The sequence below is a fragment of the Undibacterium sp. Ji49W genome, from assembly GCF_049340205.1.
Classification (GTDB): domain Bacteria; phylum Pseudomonadota; class Gammaproteobacteria; order Burkholderiales; family Burkholderiaceae_D; genus Undibacterium.
In genome coordinates this window covers 186,951-207,289 of sequence record NZ_JBMPOW010000005.1, presented here as the reverse complement: position 1 = coordinate 207,289, position 20,339 = coordinate 186,951, and the positions used below count along the sequence as shown (strand labels likewise).

General features: G+C 53.4%; 18 protein-coding genes. 10 read left to right on the top strand and 8 right to left on the bottom strand.

Features of this window, described 5'->3' with window-relative positions; translation table 11 throughout:
• Window positions 1-51 precede the first annotated feature (51 nt).
• From ACO0LK_RS08120 to ACO0LK_RS08105, 4 genes are all read left to right on the top strand, one after another.
• On the top strand, window positions 52-1,107 hold the full coding sequence (locus tag ACO0LK_RS08120) for a hypothetical protein (protein WP_422973931.1): 1,056 nt from the start codon (window positions 52-54) through the stop codon (window positions 1,105-1,107).
• Between the two features lie 89 nt (window positions 1,108-1,196).
• A complete protein-coding gene (locus ACO0LK_RS08115; RefSeq protein WP_422973929.1) occupies window positions 1,197-2,987 on the top strand; it encodes an OmpA family protein in 1,791 nt (596 codons plus the stop codon).
• 166 nt (window positions 2,988-3,153) lie between these two features.
• Entirely contained in the window at window positions 3,154-3,957 is an 804-nt protein-coding gene (locus ACO0LK_RS08110; RefSeq protein WP_422973927.1) for an ABC transporter permease, read from the top strand.
• Window positions 3,954-4,811, top strand: coding sequence for an ABC transporter ATP-binding protein (locus ACO0LK_RS08105; protein ID WP_422973925.1), 858 nt, complete (start codon window positions 3,954-3,956; stop codon window positions 4,809-4,811). Before ACO0LK_RS08110 ends, ACO0LK_RS08105 begins: the two co-directional genes overlap by 4 nt.
• 91 nt (window positions 4,812-4,902) lie before the next feature.
• On the opposite strand, the gene ACO0LK_RS08100 is transcribed toward ACO0LK_RS08105, so the two are convergent.
• Together ACO0LK_RS08100 and ACO0LK_RS08095 are read right to left on the bottom strand one after the other, a co-directional pair.
• Window positions 4,903-5,358, bottom strand: coding sequence for an RtcB family protein (locus ACO0LK_RS08100; RefSeq protein WP_422973923.1), 456 nt, complete (start codon window positions 5,356-5,358; stop codon window positions 4,903-4,905).
• Window positions 5,345-5,938, bottom strand: coding sequence for an RtcB family protein (locus tag ACO0LK_RS08095; protein WP_422973921.1), 594 nt, complete (start codon window positions 5,936-5,938; stop codon window positions 5,345-5,347). Before ACO0LK_RS08095 ends, ACO0LK_RS08100 begins: the two co-directional genes overlap by 14 nt.
• Before the next feature lie 527 nt (window positions 5,939-6,465).
• On the opposite strand from ACO0LK_RS08095, the gene ACO0LK_RS08090 reads away from it, so the two are divergent.
• The 4 genes from ACO0LK_RS08090 to ACO0LK_RS08075 all read left to right on the top strand — a co-directional run bounded on the left by ACO0LK_RS08090 (window position 6,466) and on the right by ACO0LK_RS08075 (window position 10,798).
• Window positions 6,466-7,968 carry a DUF4331 domain-containing protein gene (locus ACO0LK_RS08090; RefSeq protein ID WP_422973919.1) on the top strand — a complete coding sequence of 501 codons (1,503 nt, stop codon included), beginning with the start codon at window positions 6,466-6,468 and terminating at the stop codon, window positions 7,966-7,968.
• Between the two features lie 60 nt (window positions 7,969-8,028).
• A complete protein-coding gene (locus ACO0LK_RS08085; RefSeq protein ID WP_422973917.1) occupies window positions 8,029-8,295 on the top strand; it encodes a hypothetical protein in 267 nt (88 codons plus the stop codon).
• A 107-nt stretch (window positions 8,296-8,402) separates the two neighbouring features.
• Entirely contained in the window at window positions 8,403-9,647 is a 1,245-nt protein-coding gene (locus ACO0LK_RS08080) for a hypothetical protein (RefSeq protein ID WP_422973915.1), read from the top strand.
• Window positions 9,644-10,798 (top strand): HupE/UreJ family protein, encoded by a 1,155-nt coding sequence (locus tag ACO0LK_RS08075; RefSeq protein WP_422973913.1) that lies wholly within the window; start codon window positions 9,644-9,646, stop codon window positions 10,796-10,798. The genes ACO0LK_RS08080 and ACO0LK_RS08075 overlap by 4 nt, the downstream gene beginning before the upstream one ends.
• A gap of 177 nt (window positions 10,799-10,975) precedes the next feature.
• Here the strand turns inward: ACO0LK_RS08075 and ACO0LK_RS08070 are convergent, their stop codons facing one another.
• The 3 genes from ACO0LK_RS08070 to ACO0LK_RS08060 all read right to left on the bottom strand — a co-directional run bounded on the left by ACO0LK_RS08070 (window position 10,976) and on the right by ACO0LK_RS08060 (window position 14,960).
• Window positions 10,976-12,439, bottom strand: a complete 1,464-nt coding sequence (locus ACO0LK_RS08070) for a serine hydrolase (RefSeq protein WP_422973911.1) — start codon at window positions 12,437-12,439, stop codon at window positions 10,976-10,978.
• Window positions 12,440-12,605: 166 nt separating this feature from the next.
• Window positions 12,606-13,781, bottom strand: coding sequence for an acetyl-CoA C-acetyltransferase (locus ACO0LK_RS08065; RefSeq protein ID WP_422973909.1), 1,176 nt, complete (start codon window positions 13,779-13,781; stop codon window positions 12,606-12,608).
• Between the two features lie 285 nt (window positions 13,782-14,066).
• Window positions 14,067-14,960 carry a LysR family transcriptional regulator gene (locus ACO0LK_RS08060; RefSeq protein WP_422973907.1) on the bottom strand — a complete coding sequence of 298 codons (894 nt, stop codon included), beginning with the start codon at window positions 14,958-14,960 and terminating at the stop codon, window positions 14,067-14,069.
• 126 nt (window positions 14,961-15,086) lie between these two features.
• Between ACO0LK_RS08060 and ACO0LK_RS08055 the strand changes: the two genes are divergently transcribed.
• Both ACO0LK_RS08055 and ACO0LK_RS08050 read left to right on the top strand, forming a co-directional pair.
• Window positions 15,087-16,889, top strand: a complete 1,803-nt coding sequence (locus ACO0LK_RS08055) for a sulfatase-like hydrolase/transferase (RefSeq protein ID WP_422973905.1) — start codon at window positions 15,087-15,089, stop codon at window positions 16,887-16,889.
• 73 nt (window positions 16,890-16,962) lie between these two features.
• The gene (locus ACO0LK_RS08050; protein WP_422973903.1) at window positions 16,963-17,349 is read left to right on the top strand and encodes a hypothetical protein; all 387 of its coding nucleotides are present in this window, start codon (window positions 16,963-16,965) and stop codon (window positions 17,347-17,349) included.
• Between the two features lie 111 nt (window positions 17,350-17,460).
• Here the strand turns inward: ACO0LK_RS08050 and ACO0LK_RS08045 are convergent, their stop codons facing one another.
• The 3 genes from ACO0LK_RS08045 to ACO0LK_RS08035 form a co-directional block, all read right to left on the bottom strand.
• Window positions 17,461-18,024 (bottom strand): phasin family protein, encoded by a 564-nt coding sequence (locus ACO0LK_RS08045; protein WP_422973901.1) that lies wholly within the window; start codon window positions 18,022-18,024, stop codon window positions 17,461-17,463.
• 189 nt (window positions 18,025-18,213) lie between these two features.
• Entirely contained in the window at window positions 18,214-18,759 is a 546-nt protein-coding gene (locus tag ACO0LK_RS08040; RefSeq protein ID WP_422973899.1) for a methylated-DNA--[protein]-cysteine S-methyltransferase, read from the bottom strand.
• Between the two features lie 26 nt (window positions 18,760-18,785).
• On the bottom strand, window positions 18,786-20,327 hold the full coding sequence (locus ACO0LK_RS08035; protein WP_422973897.1) for an AlkA N-terminal domain-containing protein: 1,542 nt from the start codon (window positions 20,325-20,327) through the stop codon (window positions 18,786-18,788).
• Between the last annotated feature and the right edge of the window lie 12 nt (window positions 20,328-20,339).

Sequence of the window (20,339 nt, the reverse complement as noted above, 5' to 3'; positions counted from 1 at the left end):
TAACTTCGTACCCGAAAAGAAAGAATTGAAAAGAAAGCAAAGAGAATAATCATGAGCGACCATATTCCTGGAGTCCCTTCCAGTTTCAAACCCAAATCCTTCTGGGAAAAGCCAGAAGGCGTCACCGGCCAGATCGTTGCAGTCAGTGCGATAGCGGGAGCTGGCTATCTCTTGTATGAATGCCTGCCAAAAATTATCACGCTGCTTGAAAACACCTTATACGCAGGTGTACTGGGCGTGACCGCCATCGCCTTTGCTTACGTAGTCAGCGACAGACGTTTCTGGCGTCTGGGTTCTTACCTGTATCAGAACGCGATGCGGGCAATCACCCGTCTGTTCGTCGAAATTGACCCTATAGGCATCATGCATACCTATGTGTCTGAACTGGAGAAAAAGCTGGTCAACATGAATAGCCGCATCGCCAGCCTGGCCGGAATGATACGCGCCTGCCAGGAAGAAATACGCAGCAATGAAAACATACGCAACAAGTCTTTGATGATGGTGAAGGAAGCCAGCAAGGCCGGCAAGACCATCGTGATTGCTGAAGAATCACGCCAGGCAGGTCGCATGCAGGAAGCCAATATCACCTACCAGGATTTGCTGACCAAGATGCAGTTGCTGTATTCGGTGCTGGTGAAATACCAGGAAATTTCACAGTTCCTGATCAAAGACATCAGGCGTGAAATTGATGTCAAGCAGCGTCGCAAGCAGATGACGGATGCTGCGTATTCCGCCATCAAATCGGCCCGCAGCATCATCAATGGCGACCCCGATGCACGTGCGATGTTTGATATGGCGAATGAATACCTGGCCAACGATTATGCAATGAAGATCGGCGAAATAGAAGACTTTGTACGGATGTCGGATTCCTTCGTCAGTACCATCGATTTGCAGAACGGCATGTATGAAGCCAGCGCAATGAAGATGATAGAGGAATGGGAAAAACGTGGTGATTCCATCCTGCTGGGCGCAGACCAGAAGCGCCTGATCATAGAAGGCAGCTATGCCGGAAAAACCGTCGCAGCAGTCAACACGGACGGCCCTGCGTCATCCGGCAATACGCAAGCGGGTGGCAGCACACAAAAGAATTGGTTTGACCACAAATGATGTGGCAAGCATCGGCCACTAATGGCTGACGCAAATGAAGTAGTACTTAACACGAAACACGTATCACGAGCATACACAAGGAGAAAAACATGCTTAAGCCTTTACCCCGTCTGTTGCTGATAGCCACCGTTGTCGGTGCCGGCATCTACGGTTTGAATACCTATGTAAAAAGCAGCAATGGCCTGAAATTCTGGACAGCAAAAACAGCTATCCCAACGGCAATGGAAATTCCCGTCCAGGCCAATGCACAAAGCGAGAACGGCATTGCTGCCGCCTTTACGCTGGCACCATCCACAAGCACCTACCAGGCACGCATGCTGGTCTTGCCATGGAATGCTGAAGCATCCATCCATTATGCCAACGGCGACGCCACCACCGCACACGGCAGCCTGATGGACAAACACGGCATACACCTGCAACTGGAACGTCAGGACGACTATGCGCAAATGATCGCCGAGCAGGCCATCTTTGCCGGTGAAGTCGCCAAAGGTGTGGCTTACCCGGGAAAAGGTGCTGCCTTTGTCGTCATTATGGGTGACGGTGGCCCCGGTTATTTCGCTGCTGCGCAGGAAAGCATGAGCAAACTCGGTCAGCAGATTGAAGTGATAGGATCACTTGGCTATTCACGCGGCGAAGACAAATGCATGTTGCCTGCCGAAGTCGCGACTGATCCACAGAAGGCACGTGGTTCACTGATCGGCGCTGTCTTGCGCGATGGTGACTGGAATATCTGCATGAAATATGCGGCCGACAATAAAATCCCGGTCAACCCGGACGTGAAGACCTATGACCCCGATGCCATGAATTTTGTCGGCGTCGCGTCCTTTGCAGAGTCGGATGAAAAGCTGATTGCCGCCGCCAACCAGGGTGCTTGCGAAACCCGCCCGGTAATACGTAATGGCAAAACCAGCAGTGAACGCCGCAAGGTTTGCCAGAATGGTACCGCGACGTGGACGCCTGGTGACGTCAAGGTGGCGCGCGAAGTCGGTGGTCTGGCGGCCGTTGCTTCTACCCGTGAATACATGTGGCAAATGCCCGCCACCATCATAGGTAATCGCCAGTGGATGGCGCAAAACCCTGAATATGTCAAAAACATGCTGGCTGCCGCATTTGAAGCCACCGACGCCATCCGCAGCAACGACACAGAATTGCTGAAGGCCAGCGCTGTCGTTGCCAAAGTCGCCAAAGAAGAAAATGCGCAATGGTGGATGAAGTACTACAAGGGCGTGGTAGAGAAAGACCGTAAAGGCCTGGACATACGCCTGGGTGGCTCGACCTCCAGCAACCTGGCGGACAACCTGTTCCTGTTTGGCCTGAACGGCAATGACAATTTGTACCAGCGTGTCTACAACGTGTTTGGTGGTATTGCAAAACAGTACTACCCAGCCGACATGCCAGAAATCATAAGCTATGACAAGGTGGTCAACACCAGCTATCTGCAAGCCTTGGCAGCCACGGCCAAAAACCTGACGGCCCGTGCAGATACGCCGCGCTTTGATCAGAATGCACCCGCTGTTTCCACTTTTGCCAAACGTGGCTGGGCGATTGAATTTGAAACTGGTAAGGCCAGCTTCAGACCAGAAGCAACTGAAACACTGGAAGCTTTGCTGAATCAGATCGCCGTGTCCGGCCTGGCGATACAAATCAATGGCCACACCGATAAAGCCGGTAGCCCGGACGCCAACCTGATCCTGTCAAGGAAACGTGCAGATGCCGTACGTAGCTGGTTGCAGGCAAATGCAGCATCCGGCTTCCCGGAGGGACGCATCCGGGTACGTGCCTTTGGTGACAGCCAGCCTGTGGCAGATAACAGCACCGCCGAAGGTCGTGCACGCAACCGTCGGGTGGAAGTTGCGCTGATCAAGACCAGCAATGAATAAGCATATTGCCGGGGCTGAACATTCGAGGAATACGGCAGCACGGTAACAAGTTGGCGCAGTGACATATTCACTGCGCCGCTTAATTGAAACTTTTTTTAGAACTCTTTTTTAGAACTCTTTTTTAGAACTCATTTCGTCACAAGTTTTAGCACTTGAATTGATCATCATGTCCTTACGTTTACATCCAGGCATAAAAAACATTTTCCTGCCGTATTCACCCTTCCATGCGGCGCGCAGCCTGCTGCTGGTGCAAGTGGTGATTGCATTCACCTTGTGGAGTCTGCACAGCACCAGAGTATTACCATCGCCAGCGGAAATCAGTCTGGCCTGGATAAAACTGTTCAATGAACAGGCCCTGTTGCAGGAACTGTGGGCCAGCGTCAAGGTCTTGCTATTGTCCCTGCTGATATCGACCGGCATAGCCCTGTTGATTGCTGCGGCCAGTACCGCCCCCATCTTCCTGCCGCTGGCGCGTTTTGCATCGGTACTGCGCTTTCTTGGCTTTGCCGGTCTCAGTTATCTGTTCATGCTACTGACCAGTGACGGTTATGAATTGAAGCTGGCCCTGCTGACCTTTGGTACCAGCGTCATGATGGTGACCGCCCTGATGGCGGAAGTGCAGGCCATACCACAGGACGCCATCGATCACTGCAAGACCCTGGGCATGCGCAACTGGCGCATCACCTATGAACTGGTACTACTGGGCAAAGCCGATACCTTGCTCGATCTGGTCAGGCAAAACGCCGCCATAGGCTGGACCTTGCTGACCATGGTAGAGGGCCTGACCCGATCGGAAGGCGGCATAGGCGCACTGCTCTTGAACCAGAACCGTTACTTTCAATTGAGTGGCGTATTCGCCATACAGATCAGCATCCTGTTCTATGGAGTGGCGCAAGATTATCTGCTGGCCCAATTGCGCCAGATGCTTTGCCCTTACGTCAACTACACACATAACGAGAATGCACCATGAATACCGCCACGACAGTATCAACTACCCCATCGGCGCCTCTGCCCTATCAGGTGGGTGAACGCTTGCTGAGTATAGAACAACTATGCGTCGATCATGAGCAGCCAGTGCTGAGCAATGTCAGCGCGCATATCGATAACCTGACACGCGACGGTGTAGAGCAAGGCCAGGTGGTCTGTCTGCTGGGCCCGTCCGGCATAGGCAAGACGCAATTGTTCCGCTGCATCGCCGGTTTGCAAAAACCCAGCTCGGGCGGGGTCTACCTGAATGGCAAAAAAACCCCGGTCACCCCCGGCGAAGTTGGCGTGGTGGCGCAACACTACCCGCTATTGGGGCATCGCACCGTACTCGGCAATTTGCTGGTGGCAGCCGGGCGCAAAATTGCTGATCATGCCCAGGCAAAGGCCAGGGCCATCACCCTGCTTGAAGAATTTGGTCTGGCAGACAAGGCCCATTGCTACCCTGCCGCCCTGTCCGGCGGGCAGCGTCAGCGTATCGCCATCGCCCAGCAAACCTTGTGCAGTGATCACTTCCTGCTGATGGATGAGCCTTTTTCCGGCCTTGACCCGCTGGCCAAGGCCAGGGTCTGCGACACCATACTCAAGATATCGACGCTGGATGAACTCAATACCATCATCGTCGTCAGCCATGACATTGATGCCTGCATAGCGATTGCCGACACCATCTGGCTACTGGGGCGCGACTATGACCAGGCCGGTCATCCGGCCTCCGGTGCCCGCATCAAGTATCACTATGACCTGATAGAACGCGGCCTGGCCTGGCGCGGGAACATGGAAGACACGGCAGAATTCCAGGCATTACGCAGGGAAATCAGACAGCGATTTATAGAGCTTTAAATACTGAGCTTTAAATACTGACCTTTAAATACTGAGATTTAAATGCAGGTCTTTAAATACAACGCTTCAAAAAAGCTGTCCCGCCCAGAGTCTATGCCTTGAACGTAATCCAGGGTCTGAGTCTGACTGCGGCCCTGATCAGCCCGGCGTCTTCCTGCGCCTCTATCACTGGGCCTATGGGTTTATAGGCTTGCGGTGCTTCTTCAATACGCCGCTCCTCACGCAGGGTCACGCATTGCCAACTGGCCTCTGCGTTGTCGTGACGCAGGCGTCGTACATCCTGCCGGCGCACGCGCCTGCCTGCACCATGACTGCACGACCATAACCAGTCAGGATTGCCCAATCCGTGTACCAGGTAACTGGCGCCACCCATGGAACCAGGTATCAGCGCCAGGTCGCCATCGCGTGCCGGGGTGGCACCTTTTCTGTGTATGTTCATACCGTGTTCACGCAAGATCACGTTGTGCGGTACATCCACGATCAGTGTCGACCTGGCCCCGCCGAGCACAGCTTGCAACTGCTGCCTGACCAGTTCAGCCAGCACCATGCGATTGGCCTATGCAGGCTGTAAGCTCTTGCTGCAGCCTGTCTCTATCTGCCGCAGCCCAAATACCACCATCTGGCAAGCTATCCAGAAAAGCTGCCGGACCAGCATCACACAGCGCGGCAAATGCCTGGGCATGTGCGGGTACATCCCTGGCATTTTCCAGCAACACCCTTTGCAACTGACGGATCAACGCATCTTTATGCAGGCTGGCCTGCGTCAGATTAAAACCTGTCGTCAACAGGCGCATGCCACAGTTGATGTCCGTACCTATGGCGGCAGGAATCACGAAACCGGCATCAGTGGCAACGATAGAACCGACCGGCGCAATGCTGCCAGGATGAAAATCCGGCGTCGCACAAGCCTTGCAAACCCCATGATTCGCATCCGGGGATCTGACTGAGGCAAAAGCCAGCAATTGCTTGACGGCCTTTTCCTCCAGAGGAAGCGAGTCCGGTAATAAAACCGAAGCCTGAGCGTGTTCATTGTGAAGTTGAAAGATGCCATTGGCATGTTCAACATGGATACCCTGTCTTTGCAGGGCCGATTGTAAACGGCTAATAGAGCGTATATGAGAAGTCATGACGGCTACCAAAATTTGAAGTACAGGTGCGCCTCCGGCGATTCGGGGGCATTTGTACCTCTAGCAGCAGCGCCAAGAGGAGATTAGAACTCATTTCATCAATAGGGGTGAGATGCGTTTGCCTCATAACGTGGGCTGGCAAGGCGGACGAGGCAGTCAATAGCGGGTCTATTGACAACGAGTTCAACGCAGTCCAGCACACGTTATGAGGCAAACCCTTCGGGAGCTGGCGATTCGGGCGCATTGCAGCGTTGCGCCGCTTGCTAAGGCATCAGCCTTAGCTGCGCGTCACGCCTTGCACTGCATCCCGAATCGCCTTGCTCGCACTCATCCCTATTGATGAAATGAGTTCTAGTATAACCAAATTTGTTGCAACTGCAAAATCTACAGATTTTTCTCGCCGTAAAAAATCCATCATTTATTTTTATTAAATTGCATCCAAAAGCAAATCCCCTGCGTAAGAACAATGCCCGTAACGTTTTTTAACTTTGCCACGGACACTTTTTCCTACACTTCAGGAGTTGGTCATGAGACAAGTAACATCCAGATTCAATCAAAAAATCCTGCTCGCCCTGGTCACCGCAGGAAGTTTGAGCGGTATCACTTCCCTGCCGGCACAGGCATCCAGCCATCGTGAAGCACCGTTTATTACGCGCCACCCCAAGGTTGACGCTGCCGACTTTTATATGTTCCGCAGCTATGAAGCCAATCGCAGTGCCTTTACCACACTGATTGCCAATTACTCGCCATTGCAGGATGCCTATGGCGGCCCGAATTATTTCTCCCTGGACCCGGACGCGCTGTATGAAATCCACATCGACAACGTCGGTGACGGCAAAGAACACCTGACTTTCCAATTCCGTTTCAACAACATCAATAATGACGCCCAATTTACGGTTGGCGGCAAGAAAGTATCCATACCGCTGGTCATCAACGGCGGTGCCATCGACGGCGTCAATCCGGCTGGTCTGAATGTGCGTGAAACCTATACCGTCACCATGGTTACCGGTGACCGTCGTACCGGCACCCGCCAGGCTGTGACCAATGCAGCAAATGGTTCTACCGTTTTTGACAAGCCAGTGGACTATATCGGTAATAAATCCATCCCTGACTATGCATCGTATGCAGCCAAGCATGTATTTGCCGTGAATATCCCGGGTTGCGCTACACCAGGCAAAGTTTTTGTGGGCCAGCGTAAAGATCCCTTCGTCGTCAATCTGGGGGAAACCTTTGATTTGATCAATATCAAGGCACCTGCCACTGCCTTTGACCCAAATGCAGAGAAATCAGGCCATGACGACCTGGCGCAGAAAAACATCACTTCCATAGAAATGGAAGTGCCAACGGTCTGCCTGACCAATGGCAAGGAAGCTGTCATCGGCGGCTGGACTACCGCCAGCCTGCGTCAGGGCCGTGCCATCAACCCGACACCTAGCAGCACCGGTGCGGCGTCCAAAGAAGGTGGCGCATGGACCCAGGTATCGCGTCTGGGCATGCCACTGGTGAATGAAGTCGTGATCGGTCTGAAAGACAAAGACCAGTTCAACCACAGCAAACCTAGCGGCGACGCTCAGTTCCTGACCTATGTAACCAACCCAACCCTGCCAGCGCTGGTCGAAGTATTGTTCGGCAGTGCCGGTGTCAAGGCTCCGACCAATTTCCCGCGCAATGATCTGGTGGCGGCTTTCCTGACCGGTATCAAGGGTGTCAATCAGCCAGCAACCGTCACACCGTCTGAAATGCTGCGCCTGAATACCACGACCCCGGTCAGCGCCACACAAAATCGCCTGGGTGTCATCGGTGGTGACAGTGCCGGTTTCCCGAATGGTCGCCGTCCTGGTGATGATGTGGTGGATATTGCCCTGCGCGTGGTGATGGGCAGGTTGTGCGTGTTGAGCATAGGTTGTGTACCGACAGATGCACCCGCCGGCACTATCGATTTTACCGATGGCGCTTATCTCGACAGCAGCTTCTTTGATAATGCCTTCCCTTACCTGAAAACTCCTTTGGCCGGTGCACTGAAACGCTAAGTAATACAAGTAATACAAGTGATCCGGTAATTCAAGGCACAACATTTTCAAGGAAAAATCATGAAAACAAAACATCTCACCCTGATCGCCGGCGCGGCATTGACGCTGATGCTGGCGGCCTGCGGCAGCAGTTCCAGTTCCGGTTCTACGACGTCGGGCACGGATACGGGCACAGGTACCACCACACCCGGCACGTCGCTGATCGATACGTTCACGCAATATGTACTGAACCTGATCGGCGTAGGTTCGGATACGGCTGAACCACAGGCCATTGATTCTGTGACTGTCACCGCGCCAGAAACAACGGAACCGGCAAGCATCAGTTGATTGATGCTTGTCTGCTGTAGAAGACCGGGCCTGGGGTTTTGTATTCTTGCAGTTGAATACAAAGCATCAGGCTCGCATTACCCTCTCTGGTAAAGGCCTGTTAAATCATGTCAGGTTTTCCAGATCTATATTCACCGATGCTGTATCTGTATATGCGCTTATTGCTGACATCCGTTTTTATCTGTTTTGCCTTGTCGCACTTTGCTGCGCAGGCAACGCCCTATATACCCAGCAATGGCAAGCAGGTGCTGGAACAATTGCCGCGCCGCGCAGACCCGGCCCAACGCGCCTTTGCTGAATTGCGCAGGCGTCTGGCAGAAAAACCGGCGGACCCCACGATTGCTTCAGAACTGGCGCAGGCCTATATCAATGCTGCCCGCAATGACGGCGATCCGCGCTACCTGGGATATGCCCAGGCGGCATTAAAACCATGGTGGAATCTCCCCAATCCCCCCATTCCTGTATTGGTGCTGCGCGCTACCATATTGCAAAGCACGCACCAGTTTCCAGCCGCACTGGCAGACCTGAATAGCGTCCTTAAGCAGGACAGGGGCAATGCCCAGGCCTGGCTGACCCGCGCCACCGTCTTGCAGGTACAGGGCCAGTTTGCCCAAGCCAAAGCCAGTTGCATGCATCTGTATCCACTCGCACCCGAATTGATTACCCTGACCTGCCTGCACAATATCGGTAGCCTGAATGGAGAAGCCGCCAACAGTTACGCTGCACTCAGCGCGGCGTATAAAAAATATGAAAAAAATGCGGATACCGATTCTGGTACAAAAATCTGGGTGACCACCTTACTGGCTGAAATGGCAGCCCGCCTGGGCGATGCCAAGACTGCCGAGGCCTGGTATCAATTGGCGTTGACGCTGGGGTCAGGATCAGGATCGCCGGATAGCTATCTGCTGGGTTCGTATGCCGATTTTTTACTTGATCAGCAAAGACCGGCAGAAGTCGTGACGCTGTTAAAAAACAGGACCAGCATCGATGCACTTTTATTGCGTTATGCATTGGCGCTACAGGTACAGCAGTCCCCGGCAGCAGCCAGGCAAATCAATTTGCTGGACCAACGCTTCGAAGCTGCCATGCTGCGCGGTGATACCGTGCACCAGCGTGAACAGGCACGTTATGAACTGCTGTTGAACAAGCGCCCGGCCATCGCATTGAAACTGGCGCAGTCGAACTGGGCCATACAGAAAGAAGCGGCTGATCTGCGCATCTTGCTGGAAGCCGCTGCACAAAACCCAAAGGACCAGCAATCGGCTAGCGATGCACTGACCTGGCTCAGACAAAACAAGCTGGAAGACATCACCCTGAAACCCACGCTCGCCAGACTGGGGGTAAAACCATGAGGCATCACTTGCATGCGCAGTTGGCGCACAACATGGTGCTGGCATTGCTGTTTGGTCTGTCCAGTATTTTTTGTCTGCCCGCCCACGCCCACAAACCCAGCGACAGTTACCTGAGCTTGCGTGCCGATCAGTCCGGCATACACGGTCAATGGGATATCGCCCTGCGTGACCTGGATTTTGCGATAGGACTGGATGAAGACGGCAATGGTGAGTTGACCTGGGATGAAGTCCGCAACAAGCACGCTGATATCGCCGCCTATGCGCTGGCGCGCCTGAAAATTACTGCCGGTGACAAACCGTGCACACTAACGACCAGACAACAATTGATAGACCAGCACAGTGACGGTGCCTACACCGTGCTGATGTTCGACAGTAGCTGCAATGCTGAAAAAATCACCGTTCAGTACCAGTTGTTTTTTGATCTGGATCCACAACACAAGGGCTTGCTGCGACTGGTCAACAAGGATGGCCTCACCACGACGGGCATTTTTAGTCCAGATGCGGCCAGCCAGCAATTTGTAATGAGTGAAGTGAACAAGTGGAAGCAGTTTACTGACTACATCTTCCACGGCATCTGGCATATCTGGATTGGTTTTGATCACATCCTGTTTTTACTATCACTGCTATTGCCCGCAGTGCTGGTACTACAGACAGGCAAATGGGAAGCAGCCAGCAGTTTTAAAGTTGCAGCAATCGATGTCTTGAAAATTGTCACTGCATTTACAGTTGCGCATTCAATTACCCTGACACTGGCTGCGCTGAATCTGCTGGCACTGCCATCGCGCCTGGTGGAATCGGCCATTGCGGCATCAGTCATCCTGGCGGCACTGAATAATCTGTTCCCGCTGTTTCAGGGACGGCGCTGGCTGGTCGCATTCAGTTTCGGCCTGATCCATGGTTTTGGTTTCGCCAGTGTACTGGCTGACCTGGGCTTGCCGCAATCGGCGCTGGTCATGGCCTTGGTCGGCTTTAACCTGGGTGTGGAAATCGGCCAGTTGACCATCGTTGCAGGATTTCTGCCGCTGGCTTTTCTGCTGCGCCGCCACTGGCTGTATCAGCGTGCTGTCGTACAAGCGGGGTCAGGACTGATCATCATCATCGCCCTCGTCTGGTTTATTGAACGTGCCTTTAATATGCGTCTTATTTCCTAGCACCGCGCGATGTATCTGTTAATTCTGTTCATTCTGTTCATTCTATTCATCCAGCGACAGGGCAAGGTGAATGCCTGATGCAGATATCTGCATAAAAAATCCCGGGCTCAATGGTCAGTAATCATTGGCCCGGGATTTTTTACAAAGGCCTGCGCTAGAGCTGGTTTCGATTTGCCGTCATTTGATCTTCTTGCCGCTTGATTTATTTTCTCCGTGAACGGTCATGCCGGTGACGATACCGCTGGCATCTTTTTCAAAATGTACAGTAACGTCATTGTTCAACATAAAGTAGTTACCGTTCACATCCGGGAACAACTCTTGCTGGAAAGCACCCAGGGGGTCGGCCTTGATGTGCAGACGATCACCATCCGCAGTGACGACAACAGGAAAACTGGCTACCGTATATTCGCCGGCAAATTTTTTATATTCCCCGGCATCGCCGGCGACAGCCACTTTTTCTATGACCCTGTAGTCGGTCCAGCCATATTCTACCGAGATGGCACGCAAAACTTCTTGTATCAGTTCTGCGCCATTGTCGCTATTCGTCATCAGGGTTGCGCCCTGGCCAGTGCTGTTGAAGGCCGTCATCATGGTGCGAATACCCATGTTGCCACCACTGTGACCAAAGCTCTCATGCTCATCCCTGAGCGCCCCCAGAAACAGGCCCAGACCATAATCACTGAGCTTGCTGCGCGTCAGCATTTGTCTGGTCATTTCTTGTGACAGTACTTTATTCGATGTGCCTGCACTGCTTTGCCGTATCTCGATGGCAAAGCGTGCCAGATCTGATGGCGTGGTCCACAAGCCTGCTGCTGCCAGTTCAGGATATCGGTGCCAGTTGCCAGGCACAGGCTTGCCATCTGCCAGATAGGTAGAAGCCGTCATTGCCTGCCACTGTCCAGGTAACTCAAAGCTGCTGTGTTCCATGCCCAGCTTGTCGAGCACGGTTTTTTTCATCAAGGCGGGAAAGCTCTCATGCGTGGTATCCGTCATCAATAGCTGGACTATGGAATACCCGCCACCAGAATAACTCCAGGCACTGCCAGGCAAGGCAGTCACCCTCACAGCAGCCGAATTGGCCGGCTTTTTACCGTCCAGAATTTGCAGCAAAGTAGGTACGTCTTGGTTGTATGCATAACCCTGAAAACCATGCACATTCACGCCGGCAGTATGGCTTAACAGCCCGCGCAGAGTGACTGCCTGTTGGGCAGTATAAGCATTGCCAGGCAGCTTCCATGACACCAGTTGCTGATTGACATCCGCATCCAGACTCAGCGTGCCGCGTTCAACCAGAGCCAATGCAGCCATGGCTGTCACCGGTTTACTGATAGATGCAGCCTGGAACCGGGTTTCGACCGTCACTGGCCGTTTGCTGGCCAGGTCGGCATAGCCGTAGCCACGCGCCCATTCAATTTTGCCGTGATTGATGAGTGCAATACTGATGCCTGGTACCTTGAGTGCTTCCATCCGATCGGATAAACGCATGGGCTGCACAGGCTTACCCTTGATCACGGCTTTTGGCAGCAGGCCATTCTCTACATGGCGTATGTGTTCAGCGATCGTGGCAGTATCATCCGCAACTGCCTGTGTTACGTAGCTTAACAAGGACAGGCAGGCTAAAGGGAAAAGGACTTTTTTCATTTGCAATGAACCCGGTTCGTGGCAGACATGGTCTGGAGCGGGCTGACTCTAGCACGTGTCATGCATGACTAGCAAAAAAGTATGTCCGTCTTGCTTTGACCAGGCGATAAAAAACCCCGCTGAATACATACAGCGGGGTTCATAAGTGAAAGCAGTGCAGTCTGGCTTAGCGCTCTATCGCAAGCGCCACGCCCATACCGCCACCGATACACAAACTCGCCAGGCCTTTTTTGGCATCGCGACGTATCATTTCATGGATCAGGCTGACCAGGATGCGGGCACCGGATGCGCCGATAGGGTGACCAATTGCAATCGCACCGCCGTTGACGTTGATCTTGCTGGTATCCCAGCCCATTTCCTTGTTGACGCCAATCGCTTGTGCAGCAAAGGCTTCATTGATTTCCATCAGGTCCAGATCCTGATGCGTCCAGCCGGCTTTTTTCAGGCACAACTTGGCCGCAGGCACAGGGCCCATACCCATGATAGTCGGGTCGATACCGGCAGATGAATAAGCCTTGATGCGTGCCAGCACTGGCAAACCGAGTTCCTCCGCTTTTTTGGCGGACATCATGATGACGGCAGCTGCACCGTCGTTCAGACCAGACGCATTACCGGCAGTGACCGTGCCATTTTTGTCGAAGGCAGGGCGCAGGGACGCCAGTGATTCCAGCGTGGTGCCATGTTTGATGAATTCGTCGCTGTCAAAAACGGTAGTGCCTTTTTTGCTGACCAGTTCAAAAGGAATGATTTCATCCTTGAACTTGCCAGCTTTTTGCGCAGCTTCTGCCTTGTTTTGGGAAGCCTGGGCAAACAGGTCTTGCTCTTCACGGGTGACGCCGAATTTTTTGGCGACGTTTTCGGCAGTGATACCCATGTGGTACTGGTTATACACATCCCACAGGCCGTCAACGATCATGGTGTCGACCAGTTTGGCGTCGCCCATGCGGAAACCATCGCGGGAACCGTTCAATACGTGCGGGGAAGCGCTCATGTTTTCCTGACCACCGGCGATGATGATGTCTGCATCACCCGCCTTGATGGCTTGCGCCGCCAGATGCGTTGCCTTCAAACCGCTACCGCATACCTTGTTGATGGTGAAGGCTGGCACCATGTCTGGCAAACCAGCCTTGATGACCGCCTGACGTGCGGCATTCTGGCCGACACCGGCAGTCAACACCTGACCGAGGATGACTTCATTGATGAGATCGCCACTGATGCCGGTTTTTGCCAGCAAGGCCTTGATGACATGGGCGCCCAGTTCGGAAGCAGCCGTTTTTGCCAAAGAGCCGCCAAATTTACCTACTGCAGTACGGCCTGCAGCTACGATTACCACGTCTTGCATATGAATTCTCCTGGTTTTACCTCTGAGGGCATTGGGATGGTCAAACAAATGCTGCTAATCCTGCATATAGAATACATCCTCTAGCTTACCATTGCTCGGCGCTGTCTGAGCTTATAGCCGTAAAAAGATGTAGTTTTACCATGCCTGAAGCTTGATATGGATCAGAACAACAGCACTTACGGGACTTACGCAAAATTGTCCCAGCAAGGCGTAGCGACGCAGGCAGTACGAGCAGTACGACCAGGAGCTACAAAGCAGCTGGGGCGGTTTTGCGTAAGTCCTGACTTATACGTGCGCTGCCACTTTGGCCAGTACCAGGTCCGCCATTGGCGACAGGCTGCGCCGTTCCAGGCTGACCACGCCAATTTCGGCATGAATGGCGTGCCAGCCATCCACTTTTAACTCGGCCAGATCACCTTCTTCCAGCTCTTTTACCACTGCTGCATGGGTGCACAAGAGAATGACATCGCTATGCATGACTACCTGCTTCAAGACATAAACATTGTCGCAGGTGGTCACCAGTGGCAAATCCTGGCCAGCTTCCAGGCCAAACACCTTGCGCAAAGATGGCAGGAAAATATCCGCCAGGTATACGCTGGCATAGCTGGCACTTTGCAGATCATGTTTGTTCAACAGTGTTTTCGTTGCGAGTGGGTGCTCACGACGGCAATACAGACCGCCAGCCTGTTGCGTCAGGTGCCTGACCTTGACGTGCTTGTTGGGATGTACCGTGCGGGTATCAGCGATGAAGAATTCCAGCTTCTCGGCCAGCAAGTGTTCCATCAGGGTGTCGCTGTTGTTCACTTCCAGCACCGTACGCATGCGTGGATAGGCGATGGCCAGCTCTGTCAGCACCGCAGGCAGAAAACTGTTGGCCGGGAAAGGCCCGGCCCCAAAGACAATCTGACCGCTTTCACAATCGCGCAGTTGCGCCATCTCTTGCCTGAGATTATTTGCGGCATACAGCAAATCGCGGGCACGGGTCACCAGTTGCCGGCCAGCAGCCGTGACGGTGGCACCTGCCTGATCACGGTCAAACAGGCGCATGCCCAGTTCATCTTCCAGACCAGAAATGCTGCGGCTTAATGCCGGCTGGCTGAGGTTGAGCTTGTCTGCCGCCCGGGCAAAATTGCCTTGCTCTGCCAGCACCACTACATGTTTGAGCTTGTTGAGGTTCATATTAAATGCAAAACCGTAGCATACCTTTAAAGCATTGAGATAATAATTATAATGCATTGGACGTATGCGTTGAAGTATCCCACACTGGTTTGCATCAGCACAGACAACAAGCCCGGTGGAAGCAATATGGCAAACCATGAAAGCAATCTCAGTCGCAGAAAAGTACTGGCAGCGATGGCCAGCGTGGGTCTTGGAGCGGCAATAGGCGGTGCGGCTGACAAACATCAGAGACCGCGCAACATACCCAATATACCTGGTGCAATGTCTGCCGGAGGCCTGCGCCAGCGCAGACCGAATATCTTGCTGATCGTGAACGACCAGCTACGCCACTGGCAAGACCTGCCGTCTGGCCTGGGGCTGTCGGCACATGAAATGCTGCTGGAACAAGGCACGGGCATGACAAATTTCCATGCGAATACTACGCCATGCTCACCATCGCGCTCGAATATGTATTTTGGTCAGCATACCCAGCACACGCAGATGACGGCAAATGTCGATGCACCACCGTCTTTCCCGCAACTGGCGGATGGCTTGCCCAGCCTAGGGCACTTGTTAAGAGCACAGGGCTATTACACTGCCTACAAGGGCAAATGGCATTTGAGTCATCTGCGCGCCGACCCCGGCCTGGTATATGGGCCTTACCCGACCACAGAAAATGCGCTTGAGCCTTATGGTTTTTCTGACTATAACGCCGATGGCGACCCACATGGTTCGACCTGGACCGGCTATCGTTATGACGGCCAGATTGCCAGTAATGCCGTGCAATGGCTGGCTAGCAAGGGGCGCGAGATGCGTAATATGCGCGACAAACAACCCTGGTTTCTGGCAGTGAATTTCGTCAATCCGCATGATGTCATGTATGTCAGCACCGGCGATAAACAGCTAGCGAGCCGGCAACAGCGCAATATGCTGTCGCCCTTGTCCACACCACCAATCGGTGGCGTCTATGACAAAAGCTGGGACCTGCCCCTGCCGGACAGCTATTACCAGGACCAGTTAAACGGCAAACCCTGGGCTACCACTTCCTACATGAACATGTGCAACTGGCTGTACGGACACATGGATCCGGATGACGAGGCTGCCTGGCGCGCCTATCAAAGTTATTACTTCAATTGCGTGCGTGATGTCGACAGCCATGCAATGACGGTCTTGCAGGCCTTGAAAAACCTGGGCATGGACAAGGACACCATCGTCATCTATACCTCGGACCACGGGGAAATGGCCGGTGCACACAAATTACGCCAGAAAGGCCCCTTCATGTACAAGGAAAACATGCGCCTGCCCTTCATCGTGCGCCACCCGGATGTGGCAGGCGGCAGGATGACGAATGCGTTGGGTTCGCATATCGACCTGGTGCCCACGATACTGGGTATGGCTGGTGTCGATGCCCGTGCGACGGCAGAAAAATACCCTTACCTGAAGGGAATAGATATCAGCGCTGCCATCAGCACGGCAGGCGCAAGCACGGAGCGGGACAAGAAAGGCATCCTGTTCAACTATGGCGTGCCCCTGTATATGGACCCGGAATTCACCCGCAAGGGCGCAAAAACCGGCAAGACCTATAACAGGCTGAGTTCACTCTTCATCGGTTTTGAAAGCGGACAATTCTTACCCAGCCTGGACAACCCGGCACTGTTTCGCGGCATCCATGATGGCCGCTATAAATTTGCCCGTTATTTCAAACCCTCCGATCATCACCAGCCACGTGACTGGCAAAACCTGAGCACCCGCAACCAACTGGAGCTTTACGATACGCAGACAGACCCGAATGAAATCACCAATCTGGCGGCCAACCCGGAACAACACAAAGACTTGCTGCTGGACTTGAACAACAGATTGAATACACTGATCACTGCGGAAGTCGGTGCCGATCTGGGCCAGGAATTACCGGGGCCAGGATTCTTGTATCATCAAGGCGTAAAGGTCTGAGGTCTTACAAAAACAACAGGCACAAACAAACACAAATAAGCGCACACAAATTTGAATAAAAAAGGAGGTGTACATGCAAGAAAAGACCATACGCAAAATACTGTATGTCAGCGGCGCTGTCACCATGCTGGCGGGCTTGCAGTTTCTGGCCCCTACCCTGTTTTTACAGGCATCCGGCATGCAGGTGGGTGATGTGACCGGCCTGTTCTTTGCACGTCACTGGGGTTTGATGGCTTTTGTGGTTGGCGCGCTGGTCATCCATGCGGTGAAACAGGTAGCGGCACGCCGGGCAATTTTACTGGCGGCAGCGACAGAAAAGCTGGGGCTGGTCGTCATGTTGGCAATCAACTGGGCAGAACCCGCCTTGCAGGGCTTGCGTCCTGCCGCCTTTTTCGATGCTGCCTGCGTCGTGCTCTACCTGATTTACTTAATGGGCAAACCAGCACAGCCGCAAACTTAAGTTTTGAGCAGTTAAGTTTTAAACAGACATGAAAAAATCCCCTCATGCGAGCATCAGGGGATTTTTATACTGCAACCCAATTTGCATTGGGTCTGAAACATCAATTGCTAATTACTTCTTTTTAGCAGTTGCTTTTTCAGCCGCTTGTGTAAATTGCTGAGTAGCTTTGCTCAGGTTTTCTTCCAGAGTCTGCACAGCTTGCTTGGTTGTTTTAGACAGTTGTTCGTAACCGGCGTTGATGTTGCCAACAACGGATTTCAGGGCTGTCACAGCTTGTTCGGAACCGGCTGGTGCATTTTTAGTGACTTCGTCGATCAGGGAAATCACTTTAGTGTTTGTTTCAGCGATGTGCGCTTCAACTGCTTTAGTGAATTCTTGCTGAGTTGCTGTAGTGATGCTTGCCAGGTGACGGCCATAAGCCAGTGCTTTTTCTGCATTTGGCTGTGCTTGCGCTGCAGTCAGGGAGAAAAATTCTTGTGGGTCTTTGGCGCTGATCAATTGCTTGGCAGCAGCTGTACCTTCTTCGAAACTGGCTTTGGCAGCATTGACGTTCAGGGCAAACAACTGTTCCAGACCTTCAAAGGCTTTCTTGTTCAGGGAAGTCAGGGAAGCGAATTGGGCTTCCAGGTTAGCTTTGGTAGCAGCGATAAATTGTTCTGGTGTATTGGTAGTCATAACATTCTCCGGTAAATGGAATTAGGTGGAATCAAAATCGGCAGCGCTTTCCGTTAATTCTTGAATGGTGCACCGCAACAAATACGATTTTACACGCAGAATTCAAAAGGTCAAGCACTTTTTGTGCATTGCACCAAAATTAGTTAAATTGCACTTTACGCTGTCATTCACCTATCCGCTCGGCAGGTACTATGCAAAACCAAGCGCCGACTGGGCTGGGCCACGCTGAGCGTCCGGTTGGCCCTGCATGGCCTGGCTTTTTTCCAGTATCAGCAAGGCTTTCTTGTTTTCCAGCCCACCGGCATAACCCGTCAGGGCACCTGAACCAGCGATAACACGATGACAAGGGATAATGATGGAAATGGGGTTACGCCCATTCGCCGCCCCTACTGCCCGCACTGCCGCCGGTTGCCGGATATGTTGCGCCAGTTGCCCATAGCTGGTGGTCATACCAAACGGGATTTGCCGCAGCCCTGCCCACACGGCTTGCTGAAACGCAGTGCCCGCCGACAAATCCAGCGGCAAGTCAAAATCCTGGCGCTGCCCTGCAAAATAATCCCGCAACTGCTGGCTGGCCTGTAATAAGAAAGGGTGTTGCGGGTTTAATTGCCAGCCAGCGATTCCCTTGAAATGCTTGTGGTGTTCAAAATACACGCCACAGATACCGTTTTCGCTGGCAGCCAGCAACAGTGGGCCAAGCGGGCTGTCCACGTTCATATAGTGTACGGTTTTCATCATCACTCCTTTTTGCTCAGTTATATTTAAGATGCCGCCAAAGATTGCCAAAGCAATAATGCAGCATAAGCCCGCCAGGGTGCCCAGGCTTCAGACCGGCCAAGCAATTGCTTTTCTGTCAGCCGGGTCTGCGGTGGCTGGCTGAGTTGCGCCGCTGCTTTTTGCAAACCCAGATCACCGGCGGGGAAGGCATCAGAAAAGCGCAAAGCCCGCATGGCAATGTATTGCGCCGTCCATTCACCTATGCCGCGCACGGTCTTTAATCTGGCAACCATGTCATCCGAACTGGCTGCCAATTGTCTTTGCAGGCCACCATCCAGCGTGAACTGGGCGATGTGCTGTAGCGTCGCAGCGCGCGCGCCGGGTATGCCTATGCCGGCCAATTGATCTATCGATAGCGCAACAATGGTCTGCGGCGAAGGGAAATGATGGGTAATCGCCGCAAATGGCGTTGTTGTCGCCTGACCAAAACGCGTCACCAGCCGCCCAGCTACCGTGGTCGCGCCAGCCACGCTGACTTGCTGGCCCAGTACGGCACGGATCGCCAGCTCAAAACTGTCAAAAGCGCCCGGCACCCGCATACCGGGTGTCCGCTGTATCTGCGCTGTCAGCATGGCATCGTGTTCCAGGTGGCTTTGTATGATGGCGGGATTGGCTTCCAGGTCAAACTGTTGCCTGACACGGGCCATCAGGGGCATCAACACTGGCGCCAGCGCCGGTGCTACCTGCAGACTCAGTTGCTGTTTGTCGGGCAAATGGGCGACCTTCAGCCAGCCGCTAATACCATCTATCTGCACGCTGCGGACATAGGCCCTGCCCCCTTTTTCTACTATTACCGCTTCCAGCCCCGGCATGGCACGACCGGCAAGGTAAGCAATCACTGCGTCCCAGGCATAGGGTGGACGATAAGCCAGACGCAGGCTGACACCTTCGCCACCGAGATCGGACGCCCGTCGTATCGAACCCGGTGCCATATGATAGCGTTCGGAAAACAGGGCGTTAAACCGCCTGACGCTGCCAAAACCGGCAGCGAAGGCAATCTCGGCCATGCCCAGGCGGGTTTCCTGTAGCAGCTTTTTGGCAAACAACAGGCGCTGGGTCTGTGCCAGTTCTACTGGTGTAACGCCAAATTCCTGCAACATGACGCGCCGTAATTGCCGTGAAGACAAGCCGACTTGTTGCGAAAAACTTTCCAGGTCGTTTTCATTCAATGCGCCGTCAGCGATTCTTTGCCACACTGCATGCGCCAGATTCTGTTGCAGGGCATACGGTGCCAGTTCTGGCCGGCAACGCAGGCAAGGGCGAAAACCGGCGGCCTCTGCCGCAGCGGCGCTGCCAAAAAATTCGCACGAGGATTCACGCGGCGTTTTGACACCGCACACTGGGCGGCAATAAATGCCGGTGGTTTTGACGCCGGTAAAAAACACGCCGTCAAAGCGGCTATCCCTGGCAGCCAGGGCGCGGTAATAGCATTGCTGCTGCGTCGGGCTATCGCCTGCTTCCGGAAACAGGATGGCAGCCGTTGCCGCTTTCTCCATTTTCTCCATCGCGCTTTTTACTGGTTTCATCGCTGCCACGCC

Excerpts from the sequence above, each read along its gene's own strand:
- ACO0LK_RS08120 (WP_422973931.1), top strand. The coding sequence starts at position 52 with ATGAGCGACCATATTCCTGGAGTCCCTTCCAGTTTCAAACCCAAATCC.
- ACO0LK_RS08075 (WP_422973913.1), top strand. The coding sequence starts at position 9,644 with ATGAGGCATCACTTGCATGCGCAGTTGGCGCACAACATGGTGCTGGCA.
- ACO0LK_RS08110 (WP_422973927.1), top strand. The coding sequence starts at position 3,154 with ATGTCCTTACGTTTACATCCAGGCATAAAAAACATTTTCCTGCCGTAT.
- ACO0LK_RS08095 (WP_422973921.1), bottom strand. The coding sequence starts at position 5,938 with ATGACTTCTCATATACGCTCTATTAGCCGTTTACAATCGGCCCTGCAA.
- ACO0LK_RS08090 (WP_422973919.1), top strand. The coding sequence starts at position 6,466 with ATGAGACAAGTAACATCCAGATTCAATCAAAAAATCCTGCTCGCCCTG.
- ACO0LK_RS08105 (WP_422973925.1), top strand. The coding sequence starts at position 3,954 with ATGAATACCGCCACGACAGTATCAACTACCCCATCGGCGCCTCTGCCC.
- ACO0LK_RS08045 (WP_422973901.1), bottom strand. The coding sequence starts at position 18,024 with ATGACTACCAATACACCAGAACAATTTATCGCTGCTACCAAAGCTAAC.
- ACO0LK_RS08040 (WP_422973899.1), bottom strand. The coding sequence starts at position 18,759 with ATGAAAACCGTACACTATATGAACGTGGACAGCCCGCTTGGCCCACTG.
- ACO0LK_RS08100 (WP_422973923.1), bottom strand. The coding sequence starts at position 5,358 with ATGGTGCTGGCTGAACTGGTCAGGCAGCAGTTGCAAGCTGTGCTCGGC.
- ACO0LK_RS08035 (WP_422973897.1), bottom strand. The coding sequence starts at position 20,327 with ATGAAACCAGTAAAAAGCGCGATGGAGAAAATGGAGAAAGCGGCAACG.
- ACO0LK_RS08065 (WP_422973909.1), bottom strand. The coding sequence starts at position 13,781 with ATGCAAGACGTGGTAATCGTAGCTGCAGGCCGTACTGCAGTAGGTAAA.
- ACO0LK_RS08080 (WP_422973915.1), top strand. The coding sequence starts at position 8,403 with ATGTCAGGTTTTCCAGATCTATATTCACCGATGCTGTATCTGTATATG.
- ACO0LK_RS08085 (WP_422973917.1), top strand. The coding sequence starts at position 8,029 with ATGAAAACAAAACATCTCACCCTGATCGCCGGCGCGGCATTGACGCTG.
- ACO0LK_RS08060 (WP_422973907.1), bottom strand. The coding sequence starts at position 14,960 with ATGAACCTCAACAAGCTCAAACATGTAGTGGTGCTGGCAGAGCAAGGC.
- ACO0LK_RS08055 (WP_422973905.1), top strand. The coding sequence starts at position 15,087 with ATGGCAAACCATGAAAGCAATCTCAGTCGCAGAAAAGTACTGGCAGCG.
- ACO0LK_RS08115 (WP_422973929.1), top strand. The coding sequence starts at position 1,197 with ATGCTTAAGCCTTTACCCCGTCTGTTGCTGATAGCCACCGTTGTCGGT.
- ACO0LK_RS08070 (WP_422973911.1), bottom strand. The coding sequence starts at position 12,439 with ATGAAAAAAGTCCTTTTCCCTTTAGCCTGCCTGTCCTTGTTAAGCTAC.
- ACO0LK_RS08050 (WP_422973903.1), top strand. The coding sequence starts at position 16,963 with ATGCAAGAAAAGACCATACGCAAAATACTGTATGTCAGCGGCGCTGTC.